Annotated in this window: 21 protein-coding genes; 10 read left to right on the top strand and 11 right to left on the bottom strand. The window is 38.1% G+C overall.

The annotated features are described in order from the left end of the window. Nucleotides 1-9 precede the first annotated feature (9 nt). The 3 genes from B3E92_RS19930 to B3E92_RS19920 all read right to left on the bottom strand — a co-directional run bounded on the left by B3E92_RS19930 (nucleotide 10) and on the right by B3E92_RS19920 (nucleotide 3,009). Nucleotides 10-1,689 (bottom strand): hypothetical protein, encoded by a 1,680-nt coding sequence (locus B3E92_RS19930; RefSeq protein ID WP_286898043.1) that lies wholly within the window; start codon nucleotides 1,687-1,689, stop codon nucleotides 10-12. Nucleotide 1,690: 1 nt separating this feature from the next. Then, entirely contained in the window at nucleotides 1,691-2,467 is a 777-nt protein-coding gene (locus B3E92_RS19925) for an ABC transporter ATP-binding protein (protein WP_070563110.1), read from the bottom strand. 158 nt (nucleotides 2,468-2,625) lie between these two features. Beyond that, a complete protein-coding gene (locus B3E92_RS19920) occupies nucleotides 2,626-3,009 on the bottom strand; it encodes a hypothetical protein (RefSeq protein WP_070563107.1) in 384 nt (127 codons plus the stop codon). A 195-nt stretch (nucleotides 3,010-3,204) separates the two neighbouring features. Between B3E92_RS19920 and B3E92_RS19915 the strand changes: the two genes are divergently transcribed. After that, nucleotides 3,205-3,465: a hypothetical protein gene (locus B3E92_RS19915; RefSeq protein WP_070563105.1), complete on the top strand. Its 261-nt coding sequence runs from the start codon at nucleotides 3,205-3,207 to the stop codon at nucleotides 3,463-3,465. Here B3E92_RS19915 and B3E92_RS19910 read toward each other — a convergent pair. The 6 genes from B3E92_RS19910 to rplM all read right to left on the bottom strand — a co-directional run bounded on the left by B3E92_RS19910 (nucleotide 3,462) and on the right by rplM (nucleotide 8,164). After that, the gene (locus B3E92_RS19910) at nucleotides 3,462-4,283 is read right to left on the bottom strand and encodes a helix-turn-helix domain-containing protein (RefSeq protein ID WP_286898041.1); all 822 of its coding nucleotides are present in this window, start codon (nucleotides 4,281-4,283) and stop codon (nucleotides 3,462-3,464) included. The genes B3E92_RS19915 and B3E92_RS19910 overlap by 4 nt on opposite strands. A 139-nt stretch (nucleotides 4,284-4,422) precedes the next feature. Continuing rightward, nucleotides 4,423-5,292 carry an SDR family oxidoreductase gene (locus B3E92_RS19905; RefSeq protein WP_286709740.1) on the bottom strand — a complete coding sequence of 290 codons (870 nt, stop codon included), beginning with the start codon at nucleotides 5,290-5,292 and terminating at the stop codon, nucleotides 4,423-4,425. A gap of 182 nt (nucleotides 5,293-5,474) precedes the next feature. Beyond that, nucleotides 5,475-6,311 carry a translation elongation factor Ts gene (gene tsf, locus B3E92_RS19900; protein WP_070563096.1) on the bottom strand — a complete coding sequence of 279 codons (837 nt, stop codon included), beginning with the start codon at nucleotides 6,309-6,311 and terminating at the stop codon, nucleotides 5,475-5,477. Between the two features lie 195 nt (nucleotides 6,312-6,506). Next, entirely contained in the window at nucleotides 6,507-7,304 is a 798-nt protein-coding gene (gene rpsB, locus B3E92_RS19895) for a 30S ribosomal protein S2 (protein WP_070563093.1), read from the bottom strand. An 18-nt stretch (nucleotides 7,305-7,322) separates the two neighbouring features. Continuing rightward, on the bottom strand, nucleotides 7,323-7,709 hold the full coding sequence (gene rpsI, locus B3E92_RS19890; protein ID WP_070563091.1) for a 30S ribosomal protein S9: 387 nt from the start codon (nucleotides 7,707-7,709) through the stop codon (nucleotides 7,323-7,325). Between the two features lie 11 nt (nucleotides 7,710-7,720). Next, nucleotides 7,721-8,164, bottom strand: a complete 444-nt coding sequence (gene rplM, locus B3E92_RS19885) for a 50S ribosomal protein L13 (protein ID WP_046671993.1) — start codon at nucleotides 8,162-8,164, stop codon at nucleotides 7,721-7,723. A gap of 235 nt (nucleotides 8,165-8,399) precedes the next feature. On the opposite strand from rplM, the gene B3E92_RS19880 reads away from it, so the two are divergent. The 5 genes from B3E92_RS19880 to B3E92_RS19860 all read left to right on the top strand — a co-directional run bounded on the left by B3E92_RS19880 (nucleotide 8,400) and on the right by B3E92_RS19860 (nucleotide 14,277). Then, nucleotides 8,400-10,121, top strand: coding sequence for a tetratricopeptide repeat protein (locus B3E92_RS19880; RefSeq protein ID WP_286766926.1), 1,722 nt, complete (start codon nucleotides 8,400-8,402; stop codon nucleotides 10,119-10,121). Next, nucleotides 10,111-10,914: a DUF4292 domain-containing protein gene (locus B3E92_RS19875; protein ID WP_070563085.1), complete on the top strand. Its 804-nt coding sequence runs from the start codon at nucleotides 10,111-10,113 to the stop codon at nucleotides 10,912-10,914. The genes B3E92_RS19880 and B3E92_RS19875 overlap by 11 nt, the downstream gene beginning before the upstream one ends. 108 nt (nucleotides 10,915-11,022) lie before the next feature. Then, the gene (locus B3E92_RS19870) at nucleotides 11,023-12,336 is read left to right on the top strand and encodes a murein hydrolase activator EnvC family protein (RefSeq protein WP_286898038.1); all 1,314 of its coding nucleotides are present in this window, start codon (nucleotides 11,023-11,025) and stop codon (nucleotides 12,334-12,336) included. Between the two features lie 93 nt (nucleotides 12,337-12,429). After that, nucleotides 12,430-12,627 (top strand): twin-arginine translocase TatA/TatE family subunit, encoded by a 198-nt coding sequence (gene tatA, locus B3E92_RS19865; RefSeq protein ID WP_046671996.1) that lies wholly within the window; start codon nucleotides 12,430-12,432, stop codon nucleotides 12,625-12,627. Between the two features lie 183 nt (nucleotides 12,628-12,810). Next, nucleotides 12,811-14,277 (top strand): LysM peptidoglycan-binding domain-containing protein, encoded by a 1,467-nt coding sequence (locus tag B3E92_RS19860; protein WP_112375503.1) that lies wholly within the window; start codon nucleotides 12,811-12,813, stop codon nucleotides 14,275-14,277. Nucleotides 14,278-14,286: 9 nt separating this feature from the next. Here the strand turns inward: B3E92_RS19860 and B3E92_RS19855 are convergent, their stop codons facing one another. Beyond that, nucleotides 14,287-14,799, bottom strand: coding sequence for a phosphoribosyltransferase family protein (locus B3E92_RS19855; protein ID WP_070563077.1), 513 nt, complete (start codon nucleotides 14,797-14,799; stop codon nucleotides 14,287-14,289). A 105-nt stretch (nucleotides 14,800-14,904) separates the two neighbouring features. Next, nucleotides 14,905-15,486 (bottom strand): C40 family peptidase, encoded by a 582-nt coding sequence (locus tag B3E92_RS19850; RefSeq protein ID WP_046671999.1) that lies wholly within the window; start codon nucleotides 15,484-15,486, stop codon nucleotides 14,905-14,907. Nucleotides 15,487-16,022: 536 nt separating this feature from the next. Here B3E92_RS19850 and thrA point away from each other — a divergent pair. From thrA to B3E92_RS19830, 4 genes are all read left to right on the top strand, one after another. Next, on the top strand, nucleotides 16,023-18,470 hold the full coding sequence (thrA, locus tag B3E92_RS19845) for a bifunctional aspartate kinase/homoserine dehydrogenase I (RefSeq protein WP_070563074.1): 2,448 nt from the start codon (nucleotides 16,023-16,025) through the stop codon (nucleotides 18,468-18,470). An 87-nt stretch (nucleotides 18,471-18,557) separates the two neighbouring features. Further along, nucleotides 18,558-19,496: a homoserine kinase gene (locus B3E92_RS19840; protein ID WP_046672011.1), complete on the top strand. Its 939-nt coding sequence runs from the start codon at nucleotides 18,558-18,560 to the stop codon at nucleotides 19,494-19,496. A gap of 152 nt (nucleotides 19,497-19,648) precedes the next feature. After that, on the top strand, nucleotides 19,649-20,956 hold the full coding sequence (gene thrC, locus B3E92_RS19835) for a threonine synthase (protein WP_286898035.1): 1,308 nt from the start codon (nucleotides 19,649-19,651) through the stop codon (nucleotides 20,954-20,956). 203 nt (nucleotides 20,957-21,159) lie between these two features. Next, a complete protein-coding gene (locus tag B3E92_RS19830) occupies nucleotides 21,160-22,347 on the top strand; it encodes a class I SAM-dependent rRNA methyltransferase (protein ID WP_070563065.1) in 1,188 nt (395 codons plus the stop codon). Nucleotides 22,348-22,392: the final 45 nt, after the last annotated feature.

Below are 22,392 nucleotides of genomic sequence, written 5' to 3'. Positions count from 1 at the left end.
TCTGTTTAATCAATTGTCGTCGTAAGCTAAGCCTTTCCAGTCTTCTCGCTGTAAGTACTTCAGCATTAAAAAGAAGATGAACCATGCAAGTCCAGCTAAGATCCAAATTAGTGTTTCATAGTGGAAAATGGTTTTATGTAAGTATCCCAAAATACCCAATAGACCTAATATCAGTAGATTAGTTATTGCTTTTGAATTGGATTGACTAGCCTTCGAAAACGGATAGCTTTTGACAATAAAAAGCATAATCAGAATACTTTCGATACCGCCAATAGCGGAAGATAATAGCAGATCATTAATAGAACTGAGACCAAATAGTGGTACACAGATAGAAAGAAACAGAATGTTGAACGGTAAAACATATTTGATAAGACATGCTTTAAGAACTCCAGTCATCAGTTGTCCTGGTTTTTGTATGGGAGTCACATGGTAGACCCAGGCCGCTTTATATTTATTACTTTGCGTAATAAGCTGGAAAACGGTTAGTATGGTTAATAACGAAAGATAAAACATAATTATATACAAGCCTGAATCACGAAGCTTCGCTATTTTGCCAGCTATTGGGAGATCATCTCCTGTACGTAGAAATAAAAAAACGAGATAAATAGGTAGATAAGCCAACGAAGGGTATAGCTGTTGCTTAAATTCTCTCGTTTTAGAACTTATCAGCCATACAATGCTAAATCCTGCCTCTTCAACCGGGGATGAGCAAACCTTCGAGGAAATTCTTTTATATAAAGGTAATTGGGATGGATTATTTCGAGTTAATTGTGAAGCTTCATCAGGAAGGCTATCGGCGGTTGCAAGTGCAGCTATTTTCGCATTAAATCCACGTGAAAATAGCTTAGTACAAGCGTAAATACCAGCAAGAGGAGTTAGTATTCCTAATGTTGATAAGACGACCATATGTACACTGTGGCTGCCAAAGAGTAATGGTTGAAATGATGCAATCCAGGTACTTGGGAATATCCAAAGAAATCTGAGCTGTTCCATCGTTAAATGAGATTCTACAATAGATTGAATCAAATTAGGGCCAACATAATAGGATAGGAAAAGAACTAGCGAGAGACCGATCTGTATATAAGTAATTACATCTTTAAACTTTTGTATGGGGAGATATTTGATGCTAATCAGATAAAATCCGTTGACAAATATCAGCGCGATCAATGTGCTTAGTATAAGCTGCAGACATAGAAGAAGGACGGAGACGATATCCCAATTGAAAGATACATAAATAAGCACAGGTAAGGTTAACGCAATTACTTGATTAAAAAGCTTGATTGCAATAAAAGTTATTCGGGAAATAGCTAAAGTCTTATCATTAACTGGTCTGGGCATAATGATATACTGATCCCGAGTATCTAATAGTATGGGCGAAAAATCGGACACCAGTGTAATACTTAACATGCTAATGAAACTGAGTAGCATGATCGAAATGGCTAAGTACCTATCTGGAATCGACAAAATAATGACCATGAATATCAGGCCAAAGATGAGATACAATAAGAATTGTAAAATCGATGACGACGAAGATGATTTTCCCGAGCTACGTTTGCGAAAGCTAATAGGCTTTCGATTATCTAGGATTATTTTGGTTTCTAAGATGATTTTAAACTGTTCATAATTGATACCTAAGCCTTTCCAAACCCCACGAAAAAGAAGGATAAATTTTAAGATAAATTTTTCCATGTTATTGAATTGCTGTAATGATATTGGAAGCGTCCAATGCGCTGCTGCCCGTATTGGTTAATTTAGCAAATATATGCTCCAATGATTCGTTAGGATCTGTTTTTAGTTCCTCAATCGTACCATCCGCAATGATGCTCCCCTGGTTTATCAGTAAGATCCGATCAGATACTTTTTCAACAACGTCCATCATATGTGAACAATAGAAAATTGTTTTCCCTTCTTTTGCAAGTAATGAGATAAGTTCTTTAACAAAGATAACAGCATTAGCATCGAGTCCAGATAATGGTTCATCCAGCACGATAATTTGTGGGTTATGAATAATTCCTGAAATTAAAAGTACTTTTTGACGCATTCCTTTGGAGAAGGTATCCATCCTATTATTTACATTAGATTCAAGGCCAAACGCCGCTAACAGTTTTAAGGAACGTTCCTGAATGACCTTATCTTCCATTCCATAGAGTTTACCTACAAAATCCAGGTATTCCATGGGAGTCAGTACATCATATAATTCTGCGTTTTCGGGAACATATCCCAATAATGCTTTTACTGCAAGTGGATCTTTTTGAATATTGATGCCATTAATTTCTACAGTGCCTGTGAAGTCCTCGATAAGTCCTGTTAATATTTTAACAGTTGTGGATTTGCCGGCACCATTTGGGCCAATATATCCGATAACTTGACCTGGGAATATGTCGAGGTTGATTCCTTTCAATATTTCTTTTTCTCCGTATGATTTTTTTAGGTCAACAATCCGGATGAGAGGTAATATACTTTCCATATCATTATAATCTTCAAAGTAAACTTACATAAAAAATTGGAGTTATAGTTTCCAATTGAAAAGTATATGATACCTAATTTTGAGAAGAAAGTCTTTATTTTAATCAATGGAAAAGGGACCTTCCGGTCCCTTCAAAAATTATGTTATTTTCGGAAAAACTACCTATCGTTTTTAGGATATCCCTCTTCATCGAGATCATCTCTCAAATCTTCTTCGTTCTCGGCTAATTTCTTGTCCAAAGGGGATAAACGTTCATGATCAAAAGTCTCGATTCGCATGTTAGCATTATCTAGATCTTCCTCTTTGAGTTCATCTTGTGTTGCATACTCATCTCCGACAAAAGGATTAGAGTCATCGTATGTTGAATCATCATCAATTGCACCTTCAGCTACTGTATCGTAGTCAGCCGGGTGATCGTAGTCTGGATCGTTGTCATCGACATCCATTTCATAACTGTCAAGTTCTTCATTAAAAGCAAGGTCCTGCTCTTTATCTGGATAGTCTTCTTCGACTTTCCCATTTTTACTTTCTTTTTTCGACATAATCCTGCTAATTTTTATTTATCTGTAAAACAGTTCCCGTAAAAAAAAGTTTTTGATTTATCTGTGAAAGCGAATGTTCCAGTGCCACTAGGAGGTCAGGAATGTGAAGATTCTTTTGGAAAGATAAAATCCAAAAAATGGTTAAAGCAGTAAAACAATATAATTATATGTTTGTTTTATTCTAAAATAGGAATTATGATCTTCAAGCGTTTAAATTATCAGACTTTACAGAGTTTACGCCTACAAGGCTACAATATTTTATTGACCATTGGTCGGGCTGAAGATGAGAACCCAATTTATTTCCCAATGAAATTGGAATCTTTTAATTCCAGTAGCTCAAATTTTGACAGTCATGATGCAGCGACCTTTCAAGGAAAGAAGATTCTTATTTTGGATGAAGCCATTCAACGCTCTTTAAATCACGATCTTAATGGTGTAATCCAACTCGATAACTAAGCACTATTTTTAGCTCTTTTATAAGAGCTGGGTGTAATATTTCTTTTCTTCTTATAGAAATTGGTTAGGTGACTTTCATCATTAAATCCGAGTTCTTCTACAATTTGTTTCATCGTGTATCTATTGGATGCTAGTCGCTCCTCAATTAGTTTAATACGAATATCGTCTATATACACTTTGTAGCTTTTTGAATATCTTTTTTTAAAAAAGGCCCCAAAATAATTTGCTGAAATTTGGAACTGATCTGCAATCGACTTGATTTGTAATTTATCCGGGAAATAGATATTTTGCTGTATGTATTGCTCGATCTCTTGAGACAATTCATAAGACTCGTTAATAGGTAGCTCCAGATCTTTCAATATATTTTCTACTAAAGCGAAAAGGGACATTGTCTGGTGGAATATAAAAATTGATGCCGCTTCATGTTCACTCTCATATTGTTGAATTAGCGAAATTACCCCCTCGATCAGTTTTTTATTTTCCTTTTTAAGGGATAGGCTCTTATTTAACAATGTCTTCGAGTTAAAGATATCAACCGGGTTGTGAGTAAGTCTAAAATTTTGTTGTATAAAGTGCAGATCTTTAAAGTAGGAGTTGGAGAAATAGAGTACAAATGCAGTTGTATCTTTTTTTGTCTCAAGTGTTTCGAAATCTTTATTCAAAAAAAGTAAATTCTCTTTGGAAAATTTTAAATTATTCCCTTTCGATACGAGTGTGCCTTCGGTTATATAAACTAACGCAAAATCAAAACCCGTTTTATTGAGTTCTAATTTTTCTTTATGCTTGATTTTTTGAGATTCGAAAGATAAATTCATCATATGTACAGAGTCTATTGGAATAATCGCTACAAACCTAAGAAAAATGGATTAAAGACCTTGCTATTTCCTCTTTTAAACCGGCATGTAATACAGTTGCGTATTCACCATAAAATAAATCATTCGTTATTTTAAACGATTATCAGGTGCTTTTTGCATTTCTGGTCATCTGTTCAATAGCATCCCATTGATCTTCAGGAATAATATCCAATCCATTGAACTCACCTGCTCCCTTAAGCCACTCGCCGCCATCTATCGTGATAACATCACCGTTGATATAACTGGCGTAATCGGATACCAGATAGGCCGCGAGGTTGGCCAATTCCTCCAGTTTGCCCAAGCGGCCCAAGGGGATACGTTTGGTAGGCGAGAGAAGTTCGCCTAATTCACCTGGAAGTAGCCGTTCCATGGCACCTGAAGTTTGGAATGGACCCGGAGCTATAGCATTGAGTCTTATCCCTTTTTTTCCCCATTCAACGGCTAACGATCGAGTTAATGCAAGAACTCCGGCTTTAGCTGTTGCAGAAGGAACAACGTAGCCAGAACCCGTCCAAGCATAGGTTGTGACGATACTTAGTATAGCTTTATTATGTTCGTTGGCCTCAATCCAACGCTTGCCCAGTGCTAGGGTATAGTTTATACTACCTTGGAGAACGATACCAATAACAGATTCGAAGGCGCGGTGGCTTAAACGTTCGGTAGGGGAGATAAAATTTCCGGCAGCATTGTTTATGAGTATATCTATCCCGCCAAAATGTTCATATCCACAGGAAACGACGCGCTCGACATCCTCATAATTTCGGACATCTCCAGCTACTGCAAGACATTTCGCCTGATATTTTTCCGACAATTCGTTCGCTGTATGCTGTATAACATCATCTTTACGGCTCGTGATCAGGCAAGAGGCGCCAAGCTCGAGAAAGTAATCTGTCATGGCTTTTCCGAGGCCTGTACCACCACCCGTAATCAAAATTCGTTTTCCTTTTAACGCGTTTTCCTTTAAAATACCCATATGCTGTCCAGTTTTTATGTATCCTTAAGTTACACAAATTTGAGATAAAATAAAAGTCAAGGCCAGCGGTGAAAAGTAGTTCGGGAATAAATGAAGGAAGAGATATAAACAAAAACAGGAGCCATTCGAAGAATAGCTCCTGTTTTAAAAATTTCCAATTCTGGTAATAGAATGGATTATGCTTATGCGCCCAATTGTACGCGTTTGAAAGCAGTTACAGTTAATCCTTTGGAAACTGAATCCAAGAATTGAGCGATGTTTTTAGAAGAATCTTTTACGAATTCTTGGTTTAACAAAGTTGTGTCTTTGAAGAATTTATTCAATTTACCTTGAGCGATTTTCTCAGCCATTTCAGCAGGTTTACCTTCAGCAATGATTTGCTCTTTAGCAATAGCGATTTCACGCTCGATTGTGTTTTGATCAACACCATCTTTGTCAATTGCGATAGGGTTCATTGCGGCAATTTGCATTGCTACATCTTTACCTGCTTCTTCAGCACCAGCAGCATCAGCAGAAAGACCTACTAATACACCTAAACGGTAGTTACCGTGAATATAAGCGATAACCTTTTCAGCAGTGATAGTTTCGTATTTAGAAACGTCAATTTTCTCGCCAATTACACCAGTTTGCTCGATTAATAAATCAGCGATGTTTTTGCCATCAAGTTCCAAACCTTTTAATTCTTCCAAAGAAGCAGGTTTACTGTTTAATGCAACGTCTGCAATTTTTTCAGCGAAAGCAACGAAGTCTGCGTTTTTAGCTACGAAGTCAGTTTCACAATTAACTTCAACTACGATACCTGATTTACCATCAGCAGTAGCTTTAGCGATGATAACACCTTCGTTAGAGTCGCGATCTTGACGGCTAGCAGCTACTTTAGCGCCTTTTTTACGCAAGTAATCTACAGCAGCTTCAAAGTCACCATTAGACTCAACTAAAGCTTTTTTACAATCCATCATACCAGCGCCAGTTTGTTGACGCAATTTGTTCACATCTGATGCAGAAATTTGTACTGACATGTTTATTTCTTTTTATTATTATTTACGACTGAAATTTGTACAATATTAACTTAAAACATGTTAAGCTAATATGAAGTTTAACATTTCTTGATAAACGAGTATTGTTAAACCAAAAAACCGGACAGAGAGGCTAGTTCAAGAAAAGTAAACTTTTCCAGAAACTAACGCTACGCCATCCGGTTTGGAATAAAAATATTATTCTCCGTCTTTCGCTTTGCGAGGACGTTTAGCTTCTGAAGCATCACTATTATCAACTTTTGCTTTAGCAGCAGCAGCATCTTTTTCAGCTTCTTCTTCTTTGTCGCGTTTGCGCTCGTCCAAACCTTCTTGGATTGCTTGACCAATGATACCGGCGATTAAACTAATAGATTTACTAGCGTCATCATTTGCTGGGATTGGGAAATCAATGTTTGAAGGATCAGAGTTTGTATCTACCATTGCAAAAGTAGGGATGTTCAATTTCATTGCTTCAGAAACAGCGATGTGTTCTTTTTTCACATCGATGATGAATAAAGCAGCTGGTAAACGGTTCAAATCAGCGATACCTCCTAAAAGGTTTTCTAATTTGATACGCTCACGTTGAATCATCAACTTCTCTTTTTTAGACAATACATCATATGTACCATCTTTTTGCATTTTGTCAATGTTAGACATTTTTTTGATAGACTTACGAACTGTAGCGAAGTTTGTAAGCATACCACCTAACCAACGCTCAGTTACAAAAGGCATATTAACCTCTTTTGCTTGTTGTGCGATGATCTCTTTTGCTTGTTTTTTCGTAGCGACGAATAAAACTTTGCGACCTGATTTTACGATTTGTTTGATAGCTGAAGCAGCTTCTTCTAATTTCGTAAGAGTTTTGTTCAAGTCAATGATGTGGATACCGTTGCGTTCCATGAAAATGTACTTAGCCATTTTCGGATCCCATTTACGTGTAAGGTGACCAAAGTGCACACCTGCATCCAATAAATCTTGATAAGTAGTTCTTGCCATTTTTTGATCCTCCTTTGATTAACGTTTACTGAATTGGAATCTTCTACGAGCTTTACGACGTCCTGGTTTCTTACGTTCAACCATGCGGTCATCACGTGTTACTAAACCTTTAGCGCGTAATGCAGGTTTAACTTCTGGGTTAAGCTCAACCAAAGCTTTTGCGATCGCTAAGCGAACAGCTTCTGCTTGACCTTTAACACCACCTCCGTTAACGTTTACTTTTACATCAAAGTTTGCTAATTCACCAGCTACGTTCAATGACTGTGTAGCGATGTATTGCAAAGGTAATGTTGGGAAATACTCTTTGTAGTCTTTACCGTTTATGATAATGTTTCCGCTACCAGCAGTTAAGTAAATGCGGGCAACAGCAGTTTTTCTTCTTCCTGAAGTGTTAGTTGTTGACATGACGATTCTCCTTAAAATTTAACTGGTTTTGGATTTTGTGCTTCATGCTTGTGCTCAGTACCAGCATAAACGTAAAGGTTTTTAAACAATTGACGACCTAAACGGTTTTTAGGAAGCATACCACGAACAGCTTTTTCAATAATGCGTTCAGGAAATTTAGCCATTAACTCTTTAGGAGAAACGAAACGTTGACCACCTGGGTATCCAGTGTAGCGTACGTAAACTTTGTCGCCTAATTTGTTTCCTGTCAATTTAATTTTGTCTGCATTGATAACAATCACGTTATCTCCACAGTCTACGTGTGGGGTGAATGTAGGCTTATGCTTACCACGAATTACTTTCGCGATGTTGCTCGCCAAACGCCCCAAAATCTCTCCTTCAGCGTCAACAACGATCCACTCTTTGTTAACGGTGTTCTTGTTGGCAGAGACAGTTTTGTAACTTAACGTATTCACTTGCTTTTGTTTAAATAATTTATTAAAAAATTTTTCTTCCCCTTATCTCAAGGGTCTGCAAAGGTACATCTATTATTCTATATTTTAAAATCTATTTTGCTTATTTTGTTGAAAACGAGTTGAATTTCAAGCGAGCCCCACTAATCTCAATATTTTTACAACTTCCTCGAATGAATATTGTTACATTAGTTAGTATATTGCAGGAAGAATTTTTAAATTATTATAGCGGAAGTAGATGAGATTGAATTTTTTAGATAAGCGATTTTTTTTAAGTTTTATTGGTTTACTCCTAGTAGCACTGGGCTCATTAAAGGCACAATCTCCGGATAATAAGCCTAAACCTTACGATGCACGACTCAAAAACGTGCAGGAAATATTGAAGCAAGGAAAAATTGGCCCCGGGATGGATTCTTTGGATGCTATAATCGCAGATTACCCACAAGCCGATGATATCTATTTTACAAAGGCAATTCTTCTTGCGCAGATGAGAAATCAAGATGGAGCGATCGAAGCTATAAAAGAAGCGCTGAATATTCAGTCGAAGCCGGAATATCTAAGTTTTGCTGTAGATGCATTTAAAAGTAAAAACGACGCGGATAGTGCTTTAATCTATCTCGATAAGTTGATAGATCGAGATGACAATAATACTGCCTCACTAAAACGGGAGCGTATCATGCTCCTTTTCAATGGTGGGTACAAGGATGTGGCTTTGGAGTATTTCTATAAAACCAAAGAGATCGCTGTCGCTTCTGATACATTGGACATGGTTGGCAGTGTGTTGTTAAATGATGCCGGTAATTATAAAGCTGTCATTGATCTTTTGAAGCCCTGGGCAGACAAAGGGACTTCGCTGGCTCAAGTGTATGGACAATTAGCGCAAGCCTATAATCTTTCCAAAAATTCGAAGCTTGCATTGGACTACATTAATAAAGGAATTCAGACCACAAAAGAGGATTTTCTTTATTTCGATTTGGCTGATCTCTATCGATTTGATAAAAAGCTGAAATTATCTTTTGATGCACTTAAGCAAGGATTTCAATCTAAGAAAGTTGATTTTGCAGATAAGAATCGGATTATAATGACCTTGTTGAATCCGAAAGGTCCCTATACAAAAGACCAACTTTTGGAATTGGTGAATATCTTGGTTGAAGTTCATCCACGTATTGCCGAAAGCCATATGGCAAAGGGACAAGTGTTATGGTTGAGAGACGATAAGTCCGCTGCTCAAAGTTCACTAGCGGTAGCCGTGAGTATGAACCCCTACCAGATCGATGCTTGGCGGATGCTGATGAGTTTGGATATGGACAAAGGTGAATTTGATCAAGCCATTGCACATGGTGGGGAAGCGCTGCACTATGTGTCCAATAATGCGACCATACTCTATTTTACGAGTATGGCCTATTTGATGAAAAAAGACATGGAAAATAGCCGAAAGTTTATGGAGGCTGCACTTAATAATGCACAGGATGAATCGCCTTTTCTACAAGCAAATATTTATGGGGGATTAGGTGATATTTATAATTCACTTCAGATGTATAAAGCCTCTGACGCGGCTTATATCGAAGCTATTCGATTGGATAGTACAAATGTGACGGCGATGAACAATTTAGCATACTATTTGTCGTTAAGAAAAGAACGACTTGATGAAGCTATAAAGTATGCCGCAATGGCGACGAAATTGCAGCCCAATAATGGAACTTTTGAAGATACCTATGCTTGGGTACTTTTTGCAAATGGAAAATATGATGACGCACTAGTATGGATTCAAAAAGCGTTAAAAAATACAAATCCGCAAACGGCGGTATTACTGGAACATTATGGCGACATTTTGATTAAGTTAGGGAAAACAACGGATGCCGTTAAGCAGTGGAACCTCGCTTTAGAAAAGGGAGCTGATACGGAGGAGGGTAAGCTGAAATTGAAAAAGAAGATTGAGACTAAGAGCTATGTGGAATAAAATTGTTTGGGTTAGTGCTGTTGTGTTGCTGCTTTCTTCTTGTAGTTCTAAGAAGAAACTACTAAAAGGTGCTGACCTTAAAGCTGAAAACGAGTTGACCATAAAAGATAATACAAGGGAGGCGAAAAAGAATAGCTTACGTGATCTTTTTTTGACCAATTTGAATTATTCTACTTTTTCTGGAAAAGCGAAGATGCGTCTCGATCTTGGGAAGGACAATTATGATGTCACTTCTACTATTCGAATAGAGAAAGATAAAAGGATCTGGATTTCCATTTCTGCTACACTGGGTATAGAGGTTGCCCGGGTATTGATCACTCCAGACAGTGTACAAATCTTAAATAAGTTTCAGAGCGAATATATGGTTAAGCCATTTGACTACCTATATCGTTTTGCCAGTCCGGATTTAACTTTCGGAAATCTACAGGATTTGTTGCTAGCCAATCTTTCGGTGAATCTATTGTCCGATATTGATCAGGTTAATTTTAAACAGGACTCGATGTCTGTCCAGTTGGATGGCAAACTGAATGAACTAGATTTTTTATATAAGTTAAATAATAACAATAGGCCTTATCAGTTTAGATTAGCGCAACTTTCAAAAAAACAATTGCTGGAGGCCAATTACGGTGAATATGCCATGGCCTCTGGACAAGAATTTCCGATGCTTTTAAAAATGATCATTTCTGATGGTCGTCAAGAGATAAAAACAGAGATAAATTTTAACAAAGTGACTTTTAATGAACCAGTCGAAATGCCTTTTTCAGTATCGTCACGTTACAAAGTAATCCGATGAGAAGCTGTCTATTTCCTTTAGATTTATTACTTTCGCAATTAGTTTGCTAAAGTATGGGGTGAATTAATAGGATAGAAAGATGGCAAACACAAAAAAATAGTACTGTAAATGAACTTTAAAAAGACAATACTTGGTATAGCTGCTTTCCTATTCATGATTGGGATTTCATCGGCGCAGACTAGGGCTGAACTTGAAAAACAGCGTGAGAAACTCAATCGTGAAATTGCTGAATTACAGAATACGGTCAAAGAGATTGCAAAGGAAAAATCACTTACTCAACAACAAGTGACAGCATTGAGTAAGCAGATTAATTTGCGCGAGCAGAAGATAAATACCATTACTTCGGAAGTAGCTGTAATTAACAAAAATATCAATGCCAATACCGCTGCCGTAAATAAGTTAAAGGCCGAATTGGAGAAGATGAAACGTGACTATGAGAAGATGGTGATGTTTGCGTTCAGAAACCGGAATGCCTATAATAAATTGATGTTTATTTTTGCATCCAAGGATTTTAATCAGGGGTTCCGACGGGTTAAGTACTTACAACAGTTTAACGATTCTAGAAAGCTGAAAGCTGCCGATATCGAAAATACCAAGAAACAGATTGAACAAAAAATTGCTCAATTGCAGGCGGACCGAAACAAACAGGTTGCCTTGATGAAAGAGCAGGAAAATGAGAAAAAAACCATATCTCAACAGCGATCTGTTTATTCTGGACAATTGAGTGAATTGATTGTTACAGAGCGCGGCGTGAAGAAAGATATTACCCAAAAGCAAAAAGAGGAGCGTCGTATTAATGCGGCCATCAAGGAGATCATTAGAAGAGAAATTGAGGCTGAACGTCGACGAGCTGAGGCGGCGCGTCGTGCTGCGGAAGCTGCTGCTGAACGGAATCGCAAAGCGAATGAGTCCACATCAACTACAAAGGGTAAAAATAATACAAGTTCGAAAGGCAGTAATACTGCGCGAAAATCAGATTCTGAAGTCTTACGTAGTACTCCGGAAGCAGTCAAACTTTCAAATGACTTCAGATCGAACCGAGGTAGTTTGCCTTGGCCTGTTTCTAATGCGAAGATTATGCAAGAGTTTGGTTCAGAAAGTGTCGGTAGAAATGTCAATTGGGATCATGAAACTGTCAAAATACAAACATCAAGCGGTTCGGCCGTGAAAGCAGTATTTAATGGAGAAGTTTTGAGTATAGTATCGATGATGGGGCAGCGTATTGTCATGATTAAACATGGTGAATACTTTACTGTTTATATGAATTTGGCTGGTGTAAGTGTTTCAAAAGGACAAAAAGTAAGTACGGGACAGACGATAGGGACGGCCGATGTAGATTCCGATACGGGAGTTCCGATGGTAGAATTTTCTGTACTACAAGGAACAACACCACTGAATCCGATGTCATGGTTGGCGAGATAAGAAATAATTACTATATTTAATAATTATCATTACATTTGTAAATAGAGAGAGAAGTTTTAGTTTAAAAGAATTGAAAAACAAGAAATTATAGTTATGTCAACATCATTATTAATCATGGGAATCGGGGGGCAAGAGTTAATTGTCATTGTAGTAATATTGTTACTATTATTTGGTGGCAAGAAGATTCCTGAATTGATGCGCGGATTGGGTAAAGGAGTAAAGGAATTTAAAGAAGGCCAAAAAGATGAGTCTTCACCTGAAAAAAAATCTGAAGTAGAAGATAACAAATAAGGGAGGTTTTGATCCCATATAGCATGGATACGATTTTGTGATGAACAAAATCGTATTTTGTTTTATACGCGACCTATAGCGAAATAGGACGAAAACCATTTTATACTAAAATCCATTTCTAATCGTTTAGATTATTGTTGATTTTTCAGCAGATGAATCAAACTCGGATTTAACAGTAAATTTATGATCGGAAAACAGACGTTAATTTCAATACTAGGAGGGGTATGCTATGTACTACCACTCATGGCCCAAGAAAGCGCTGTAGAAGGTATGAAAGAAGCTGCCCATACCTTCTTTCAAAAAAGCATCGAAAAAGAAAAACAAGACATTTACCAGTACCTGGACAGTATAAAATCTTCCGGAAGTAACCGACAGCATGATGCTGAAATTACAGATGAAGATATACAGCTTGTACGGAAATTAAAGGCAATAGAACGTGAGGTTCCATTAGACTACTCACCACGAGTGAAAGATCTGATTGCCAAATACACGTCGGATAATTATAATCCCTATATGTGTAGGATGATGGGACTAGGACAATACTATTTCCCATTGTTTGATAAAATCATGGATGAAGTAGGAGTGCCGCGGGAACTCAAATATCTAAGTGTAGTCGAATCATCATTAAATCCACGAGATATCTCTAGTGCCGGAGCAACAGGCTTATGGCAATTGATGTATTATGAAGCCAAAACTTATCATCTTACGGTGGACAGTTATACCGACCAACGTATGGATCCGATCGCTTCGAGCTATGCTATTGCAAAAATCCTAAAAGAAGCTTATGATGAATATGGCGATTGGTTGTTAGCGATAGCATCCTATAATGGCGGTAAAGGAGCGGTTAGCCGTGCGATCCAACGTTCGGGAAAGGAGAATGCTACTTTTTGGGATATCGCTCCATATCTAACGCAACAGACCCAAAACTATATCCCTAAGTTCATCGCAATGACCTATGCGATGAAATATGCGGACGAAAATGATATCAATGCTGCGGATACCGAACTTTCACTGAGAACTCAAGCATTAGATATCAATAAGCGTATTTCATTGAACCAAATAGCGGATGCTTTACAGGTGTCAAAAGAGACATTACGTGCATTGAATCCTAGTTTTAAAAAAAATGTATTAAATGGCACTGAAGAGTCCCCATTGCGATTAGTTTTACCTGTATTGGATAAAAAGATTGCCGCAGAGGAATTGTATGCAGCGCTCAATACGCCAATATCTTCGGTAAATCCTAGTCAGACAGAAAATCCAAGCGAGCCTTTACAGAATGGGAAATATAAAGTGAAAGTTGGTGAGACATTCGCTTCCATTGCTGACAAGTTTGAAGTAACCGTACAGGATATAAAATCTTGGAATAACCTGCGTGGAAATCAGATTGTCCCTGGACAAAACTTACTGATAAAAAAGGAGGATGATTTCGTCAATGCGAAATTAGCTCGTAACACAGAAAGGTCTTCAAAGAAAAACCAACAACGTGCCGCTAGCGCCACGCGTACAGCTTACTATGTCGTTAAGAAAGGTGATACATTATCTGAGATCGCAGATAAAAATGGCACATCAGTCGGTCGACTTAAAAGTGAAAATGATTTAAATGGAAGCCGGATAAAACCGGGGATGAAATTGAAAGTCTCAAAAAAATAACAGCATGGTTTAAATTAACCATGCTGCATCTTCTTCTTTGTCAAATTCTTCAAGAGTAACGGTAACATGTTCTCTTAATATCGTTGAAAGCTTCGTACCATAGTAGTCACTAAATATAGGGAACTTATGGTGGCTTCTATCAATTAATACAGCCGTTCTCATTTTCTTCAATGGAACGTTTAAGAATACACCTAGTCCATAGGCTAAGGCTCTACCACTATTCAGTACATCATCGACTAAGATGATGGTCTTATCTTTTGCAATATCAACAGGTATGTCTGTGCTTGCACTCAACGATCTACTCGTTTTCTTCATAGTAACTTTAATCAGCAGGATTTCCTTCGTTGAAATCTCCTGTAAAATCGCCTGAAGGCGTTGTGCAAATACATAACCCCGGTCAGCAATTCCTACCAATACAAGTGTTTCATCTTCAAAATTGTCTTCCAAAATTTGATAGGCAATCCGAATAGATTTTTGTTTTATTTGTTCTTTATTTAAGATGAGCGTTTTCTTTGAAGACATAATAGTATTCCAATGATTATGGGGTAAAAATAGGATATTATATTGTATAAAAAAAGTCCAAAACGAGTTAAACGCTTTGGACTTTTCGAGACTGAATCAATCTTATTAATTCAATTTATTATCTTTTTCCGCTTTTAATATTTCTGCTGTAAGCGATCTATTATCTTCTGGTAAACGACCACCATTGTAATAATAACGTCGCCAGTATGGCTCATCTAAATTGCTAATCATAACTCCTTTACTGGACGAGGCATGTGCAAACTTATTATCGCCGATATAAACACCTACATGGGTAATACTTTTACTTCTAATTTTGAAGAATACCAAATCACCTGCTTTTAGCTCATTTTTTTCGACAGTTTTGACTTGAGAATATTGATTTCTGCTATTATATCCTAACGAAGTGTTAAATACTTTGTCGTATAATTCATAAGAAAATTTAGAACAATCAATGCCTCTTTTTGAATCTCCTCCTAAGCGGTATGGAGTTCCCAACCATTCGTAAACAAATTGATAAAGTTTGGTATTTGTTGTTGCTGAGACTGCAACTCCCATGATTTGTGAAAAGTATTCTTTCGCTAGATTATCAGGATCTGATTCTGGTTTGGAGTTTCTGTTGGTTTGTGCCTGCGACACTAGACATAAGCCGATAAATAGCATTGACGCTATAAATTTCTTTGTTTTCATTAAATCGCTTTTTTGTACAACATTTAACTTTTAAAAATTTAACACTGTCATCTATTTTGGACAGCACTGTTGCGAATATAATACAATATCAGTTTAGGGTCAAATTTATTTTAAGGTATTTAACGAAATTTTAACAATTTTAACATCTTCATAACGCCCATTTGGGCATATTGTACTTTAATAATTCTGTCAACGATCAACGACAGTGCCTCGACTACCTGTTCGAGTAAAAAACGCTCCCCTAATGTCAGAATGCCACTTGATTATATGTCTCATTGTGAATCTTAAAAAAAATATTAATTTTCTTTGGTAAAGTGATAATATTTGTTCTATATTTACAAAACATAAGCAAAAGCAATGAACACAAATACAATTATTACATCGATTATTATTACCACCGGGATAAAACTCAGGAGGAAGTAGTTTCGTTGTATATAATTGTAGACACAATATTTAGAAGCGCTTTCCTCGACAAAGGAAAGCGCTTCTTTTTTTAGCATAAAAATCATCAATCTAAACAAACAGTATAAAACAGTATGAAAGTTTTAAAATTTGGAGGCACATCGGTCGGGACGGTAGAAAGTCTAAAGGCGGTCTTAAGCATTGTAAAAAAATCTTACGATGCAAAGGAAAAACCATTGGTTGTGTTGTCAGCTATGTCAGGTGTAACAAACTTACTTACCCAACTGGCGGAGGACGCTGCCGAAGGAAAGTCCTTTTCGGATGGTCTAAAGTCCTTGGAAGATAAGCATTTTACGGTTGTCAAAGAGCTCTTGGCTGTGAAATATCAAAATCCTGTATTTACAAAGCTAAAGTTGTTTTTTAATGAGATAGAAGATCTCCTGCAAGGAATTTCTGCACTAAAGGAGCTGAGTAATCAAAGTAAAGATTTGATCCTTAGCTACGGTGAGCGTTGCTCAAATTATATGGTATCTAAGGTGATGGAACAATATATTCCCGAGTCTCTATTTGTAGATGCATCCCATTATGTGAAAACTGATTCAAATTTTGGTAATGCACATTTAAATGAAATGCTAACGGAGCAATTGGTGAAATCATTGTATATCACGCATGGTGATAAACTACTGTTTGTCACCGGTTTTATCGGAAGTAATGAAAATGGACGTATTACCACCTTGGGAAGAGGTGGATCAGATTATACCGCAGCGATCTTCGGGTCGATACTGGACGCAACAGCCATTGAAATTTGGACAGATGTGAATGGGATGTTAACTGCCGATCCACGTATTGTGAAGAAAGCGTTTTCCTTGCCTGTATTATCATACACAGAGGCAATGGAGTTATCTTACTTCGGTGCTAAGGTGATTTATCCTCCAACGATGATTCCGGCTTTCTTAAAGAAAATACCGATAGTTATTCGAAATACTTTTGAGCCTGATTTTTCAGGGACAGTGATTCAGTTTGATAGTGGAAAAACTGCGCTGCCAATCAAGGGGATTTCTTCGATCTCGGATATTTCTGTCATCAACCTGAGTGGATCAGGGATGATCGGTAAATCGGGTTTTAGCGGGCGGCTTTTTACGCTATTGGCTCGAGAGCAGATCAATGTTGTGCTAATCACGCAATCATCTTCCGAACACAGCATCACATTTGCTGTCAATCCATCGGATGCCAAACGCGCTATACAATTGATCGAAGTGGAGTTTGAGCTTGAAATCCAGGCAAATAAACTGGTCGTTCCTGCGATCGAAGAAAACCTGTCGGTCTTAGCTATCGTTGGTGAAAATATGAAAAAAACTCCCGGCATGGCCGGTCGATTATTTGCAGCATTAGGACGCAACGGTATCAACGTCCGTGCTATTGCACAGGGATCATCCGAATACAATATATCTGTAATTATTGGTAAAGAAGATTTAGCGAAGGCACTTAATGCCGTACATGATGCGTTTTTTGCAGAGCTAAAGAAAACGCTGCATGTATTTAATATCGGTACCGGTAACATTGGTGCAACTTTATTTAAACAATTGGAAAATCAACATGACTTCCTATTGGATAAAAATGATATTGAAATTAAAGTTGTTGGAATTTCCAATAGCCGTAAAATGCTTTTCAATACCGAAGGTGTTGATTTAAATAATTGGTCGGATGAACTTGCTAAAAATGGAACTGAATCAGACCTGGCATTGTTTATAGATCGAATGAAAGCGCTGAATTTGCCGAACTGTGTATTTATCGATAATACTGCAAGCAAATTACCTGCAACCTACTACGAAGATATCTTTAAATCCAATATTTCAATCGTCACCTGCAATAAAATTGCGAATTCAGGTAAATTCGAGCAATATAAAACATTACGCGATACTGCTCATCGACACGGTGTAGATTTCTTTTATGAAACAAATGTAGGTGCAGGATTGCCTATCGTCAGGGTGCTCAAAGACTTGATGCTGAGCGGTGACCGTATTCTGAAGATAGAGGCTATTCTTTCAGGGACAATCTCGTATATTTTCAACAATTTTAAAGCAGATGCTTCTTTTTATGATATCGTCAAACAGGCTCAGGAGCTGGGATACACCGAGCCAGATCCAAGGGATGATTTAGGTGGTGTAGATTTTATGCGTAAAATGCTCATCCTGGCGAGAGATGCGGGGTATGCTGTTGAGGCCGAAGATGTAGACCTCGGTGCAATATTACCTCCAGCATGTTTGAAAGCAGATACAGTAGATTCTTTTTATACAGAATTGCAACAGGAAAATGAATATTTCGAAGCAATGAAGAAGAAAGCAGCCAATGAAAATAAAGTAATCCGCTACATCGGGAAATTGGAAAATGGAAAGGTATCCATTGCGATTCAGTTTGTTGATGAAAACCATCCTTTTTATGCTTTATCAGGCAGCGATAACATTATATCGTTTACAACAGAGCGTTATAAAGAACGTCCCCTTGTCGTAAAAGGTCCTGGTGCGGGAGCTGAGGTGACAGCTGCCGGTGTATTTGCAGATTTGGTAAATGTCGGAGCATAAAAACTATTCAAGGAAAATAAAAATTACGTGATGGCCAATAATTTAAATGTGGAGTATCTGAAAGATAAGGTGATAAATTTAGACAGCATGCTGTCGGAAGTTCGTGTTTTTGCACCTGCAACTGTCGCAAATATGATCTGCGGTTTTGATATATTGGGTTTTGCTGTTGAGCAACCCGGTGACGAGGTGGTGATGCGACGTACGCAACAACCTGGAGTAACGATTCGGGAAATAACTGGTGACGATGGAAGACTGCCGCTCGATCCCGGTAAGAACACCGTATCTGCCTGTGTGCAATATCTATTACAAGCCCTGAATATCTCATCAAAGGTAGGTGTCGAAATCGAATTGCATAAACATATGCCAATTGGATCTGGGCTAGGTTCCAGCGCAGCAAGCACCGTAGCTGGGCTTTTTGCCATCAATACCATGCTCGGAAACCCTTTGACAAAAGAAGAATTATTACCATTTTGTGTTGAAGGTGAGCGTTTGGCTTGCGGTACAGGCCACGCCGATAATGTTGCTCCAGCGCTTTATGGAGGCATCACATTAATCCGGGGAAATGAACCTTTGGATGTTATTTCTATCCCTTCCCCAAAAGAACTCGTAGCAGCAGTGGTTTTTCCACAGGTCGATGTTCCCACACGTGACGCAAGACAACTCATAAAGGATAAAGTGCTGTTGAAAGACGCCGTGACACAATGGGGAAATATCGCGGGATTGGTCGCTGCATTGTTCAAAGAAGATTACGATCTCATTGCACGAAGCATGAAAGATATCCTCATTGAACCAACACGTGCAATTTTAATTCCCCAGTTTTATGAAATGAAGGAGATTGCTTTGAAAAATGGTGCCTTGAGTTTTGGTATTTCTGGCTCAGGCCCCTCTGTCGTTGCAATAACACGGGACGAAAAAATAGCAAAGGATATCGCCGACAAAATTCAAACTCATCTCAAAGAAAATGAAATTGACAGTTTTGGCTATGTTTCCCGTGTCAATGTCGAAGGACCCAGGGTTTTAGATTAAAAATTATTTACGGACAGAAACGAGGTTTATAAATCTCAGGTCAATTGATAATTGGCTCAGAAAAGATAATAAAATGAAATATCCGCATTCTAAAGTGAATACGAATCAAAATAACAGGATATTTTATATGGCCTTGACAAAATTATTTACATATGAAATTTTATAGTACAAATAATAAAACATTAGAAGTCTCCTTTAAAGATGCGGTCTTCAATTCTCTCCCTGCAGACAAAGGATTGTATATGCCTGAAGAGATTCCACAATTGGACCCGCTATTCATTAAGAATATTCAACAGTATTCCTTGCAGGAGATTGCTTTCGAAGTAGCTTCTACCCTATTGGGAAAAGATATTCCCAAAGGCGATTTAAAACAGATTGTGAACGATGCCATCAATTTTGATGCTCCTGTAAGATTCTTGACCGACAGCACGGCTGTGCTCGAACTATTTCATGGGCCGTCTTATGCTTTTAAAGATTTCGGAGCTCGGTTTATGAGCAGGGTTATGGGCTATTTTTCAAAGACTGACGATAAATTACTGGACGTGCTTGTTGCGACGTCAGGCGATACAGGAGGAGCTGTTGCATTGGGCTTTTTGGGCGTAGAAGGAACACGTGTGACGATCTTATATCCTAAAGGTAAAGTCTCGGAAGTTCAGGAACTACAATTGACCACCAATGGACAAAATATTCGTGCTATTGAAGTTGAAGGAACTTTTGACGATTGTCAGGCATTAGTAAAGCAAGCTTTTAGTGATGCAGAACTCAATGCTGTATTGCGTTTGACCTCCGCTAATTCAATCAATATAGCACGGCTGATCCCACAGACATTTTATTATTTTTATGCGTATGCACAATTGAAGTCACAAGGAATCAATGAGGTCGTGTTTACAGTGCCGAGTGGTAATTTTGGTAATATCGGGGCTGGTTTATTGGCCTATAAAATGGGACTTCCAGTGAAGCATTTTGTAGCTGCAACAAACGTCAATGATACCGTTCCTCGATTCCTTTCTTCCGGCAAATATGAACCACTGCCTTCTGTTCAAACCTTAAGCAACGCCATGGATGTTGGGAATCCCAGCAACTGGGTGCGTATACAGGATCTTTTTGGCGGAAATGTGGAGGAATTAAAAAATATGCTCTCTTCTTATACATTTACAGATGAAGAAACAAAAGAAGGAATGCAAAAATTATATGAAGAATCGAACTATATCGCCTGTCCGCATACAGCAATCGCCTGGCTTGGCGCTCGTGCTTATGCAAAGGAGCATCCAGGTCATTACGCTTCGGTTTTCTTATCGACAGCACATCCCTGCAAATTCCCCGACGCAATAGCAGCAGATGTATTTGGAAAAATAGTGTTGCCTGCCGGTGCAGAAACATTGCAAGGAAAAGAAAAATTAGCGGAACCTTTAAAAGTTGATTTCGAAGCCTTCAAAAAATATTTAATCAACCATAACTAAACGTTGAGGGCTCCTTTGCAATGCCCCTAGAAAGTGTCCAACTTTTTGCGAGCATTGAGGAGCCCTTTTTATCTTCATCTAGAAGTAAGCAAAGTTTTTGTGTTGAAAGTATTTTTGGAAATATGTTCTGTATTGAGAATCTTGGATTGTTTTATCCGAAAAGTTTCGTCAGGATGTCGAATTAATACGTTAATTTTGCAACAATGAAATCAGTTTATTTGAATAAGGGTAAGGATAAAGCTGCCTGGCAATTGCATCCTTGGGTATTTTCTGGAGCAATTAAATCATTGTCCGATAAGATTGAAGATGGCGAAGTTGTTGGCGTTTACAATGCTGAACGTGAATTTATTGCCTATGGTCTATTTCACAATAGCTCGCGTGTAGCCATTCGTTTATTGGAATGGAACCCTCAAGCACAGATTGATGCAGATTGGTGGCGTGCACGCGTTCAGAAGGCTGTAGCAGCAAGACAGCATCTGTTACAAGAAGGTGTCACCAATACGGTTCGTTTAATCTTTGCTGAAGCAGATTTTCTTCCTGGACTTATTGCAGACAAATACGCGGATTTTATATCCATTCAGGTTCATTCAGTTGGGGTGGAAAAAGTCAAATCAGTTATTATCGATGAATTGAATGCTTTGCTGCAACCCAAAGGAATTTATGAGCGTAGTGATCTGAAATCTCGCGAACATGAAGGTTTACCCGATACCAATGGGCTTTTGTTTGGAGAACTTCCATCTGAATTTGTCGACGTTATCGAAAATGGCATTCATTATAAGGTGAACATTATTGATGGACAAAAATCGGGATTTTATTGCGACCAACGTGAAAATCGCCAGCTGACGGCCAATTACGTTTCAAATAAACGCGTCCTAGATTGTTTTTGCTATTCCGGTGGTTTTACGTTAAATAGCTTGAAAAGTGGGGCGGCAGAAGTTATATCTGTAGATAGTTCTGCACTGGCTATTGAAACCCTGGAAAAGAATATTATTGAAAATGGTTTTGAACTTAGTCGACATAGCGCAATATTGTCTGATGTAAACAAGCAATTGCGTAAATTCATTGATGAAGGGGAAAAATTTGATCTTATTGTCTTGGATCCACCGAAATATGCACCCTCTCGATCTGCATTGGAAAGAGCATCAAGGGCGTATAAAGACCTCAATCGCCGCGGATTGATGTTGTTAAATAGTGGTGGTTTATTAGCGACATTTTCTTGCTCAGGTGCGATGGACATGGATACCTTCAAACAAGTGCTCGCTTGGGCTGCACTGGATGCCGGTAAGGAAATTCAGTTTATCAGACAATTTCATCAGCCTGAAGATCATCCTGTCCGGGCATCGTTCCCAGAAGGCGAGTATCTGAAAGGATTGTTGGTGCGAGTATTGTAATTATTATATGAAGATAGTTTAGGTTGATTTTAACAAATCAACCTT

The organism is Sphingobacterium sp. UBA6317, assembly GCF_002440385.1.
In the GTDB taxonomy this organism is placed as follows: Bacteria; Bacteroidota; Bacteroidia; order Sphingobacteriales; family Sphingobacteriaceae; genus Sphingobacterium; species Sphingobacterium multivorum.
This window is presented reverse-complemented; position numbering and strand designations above follow the sequence as displayed.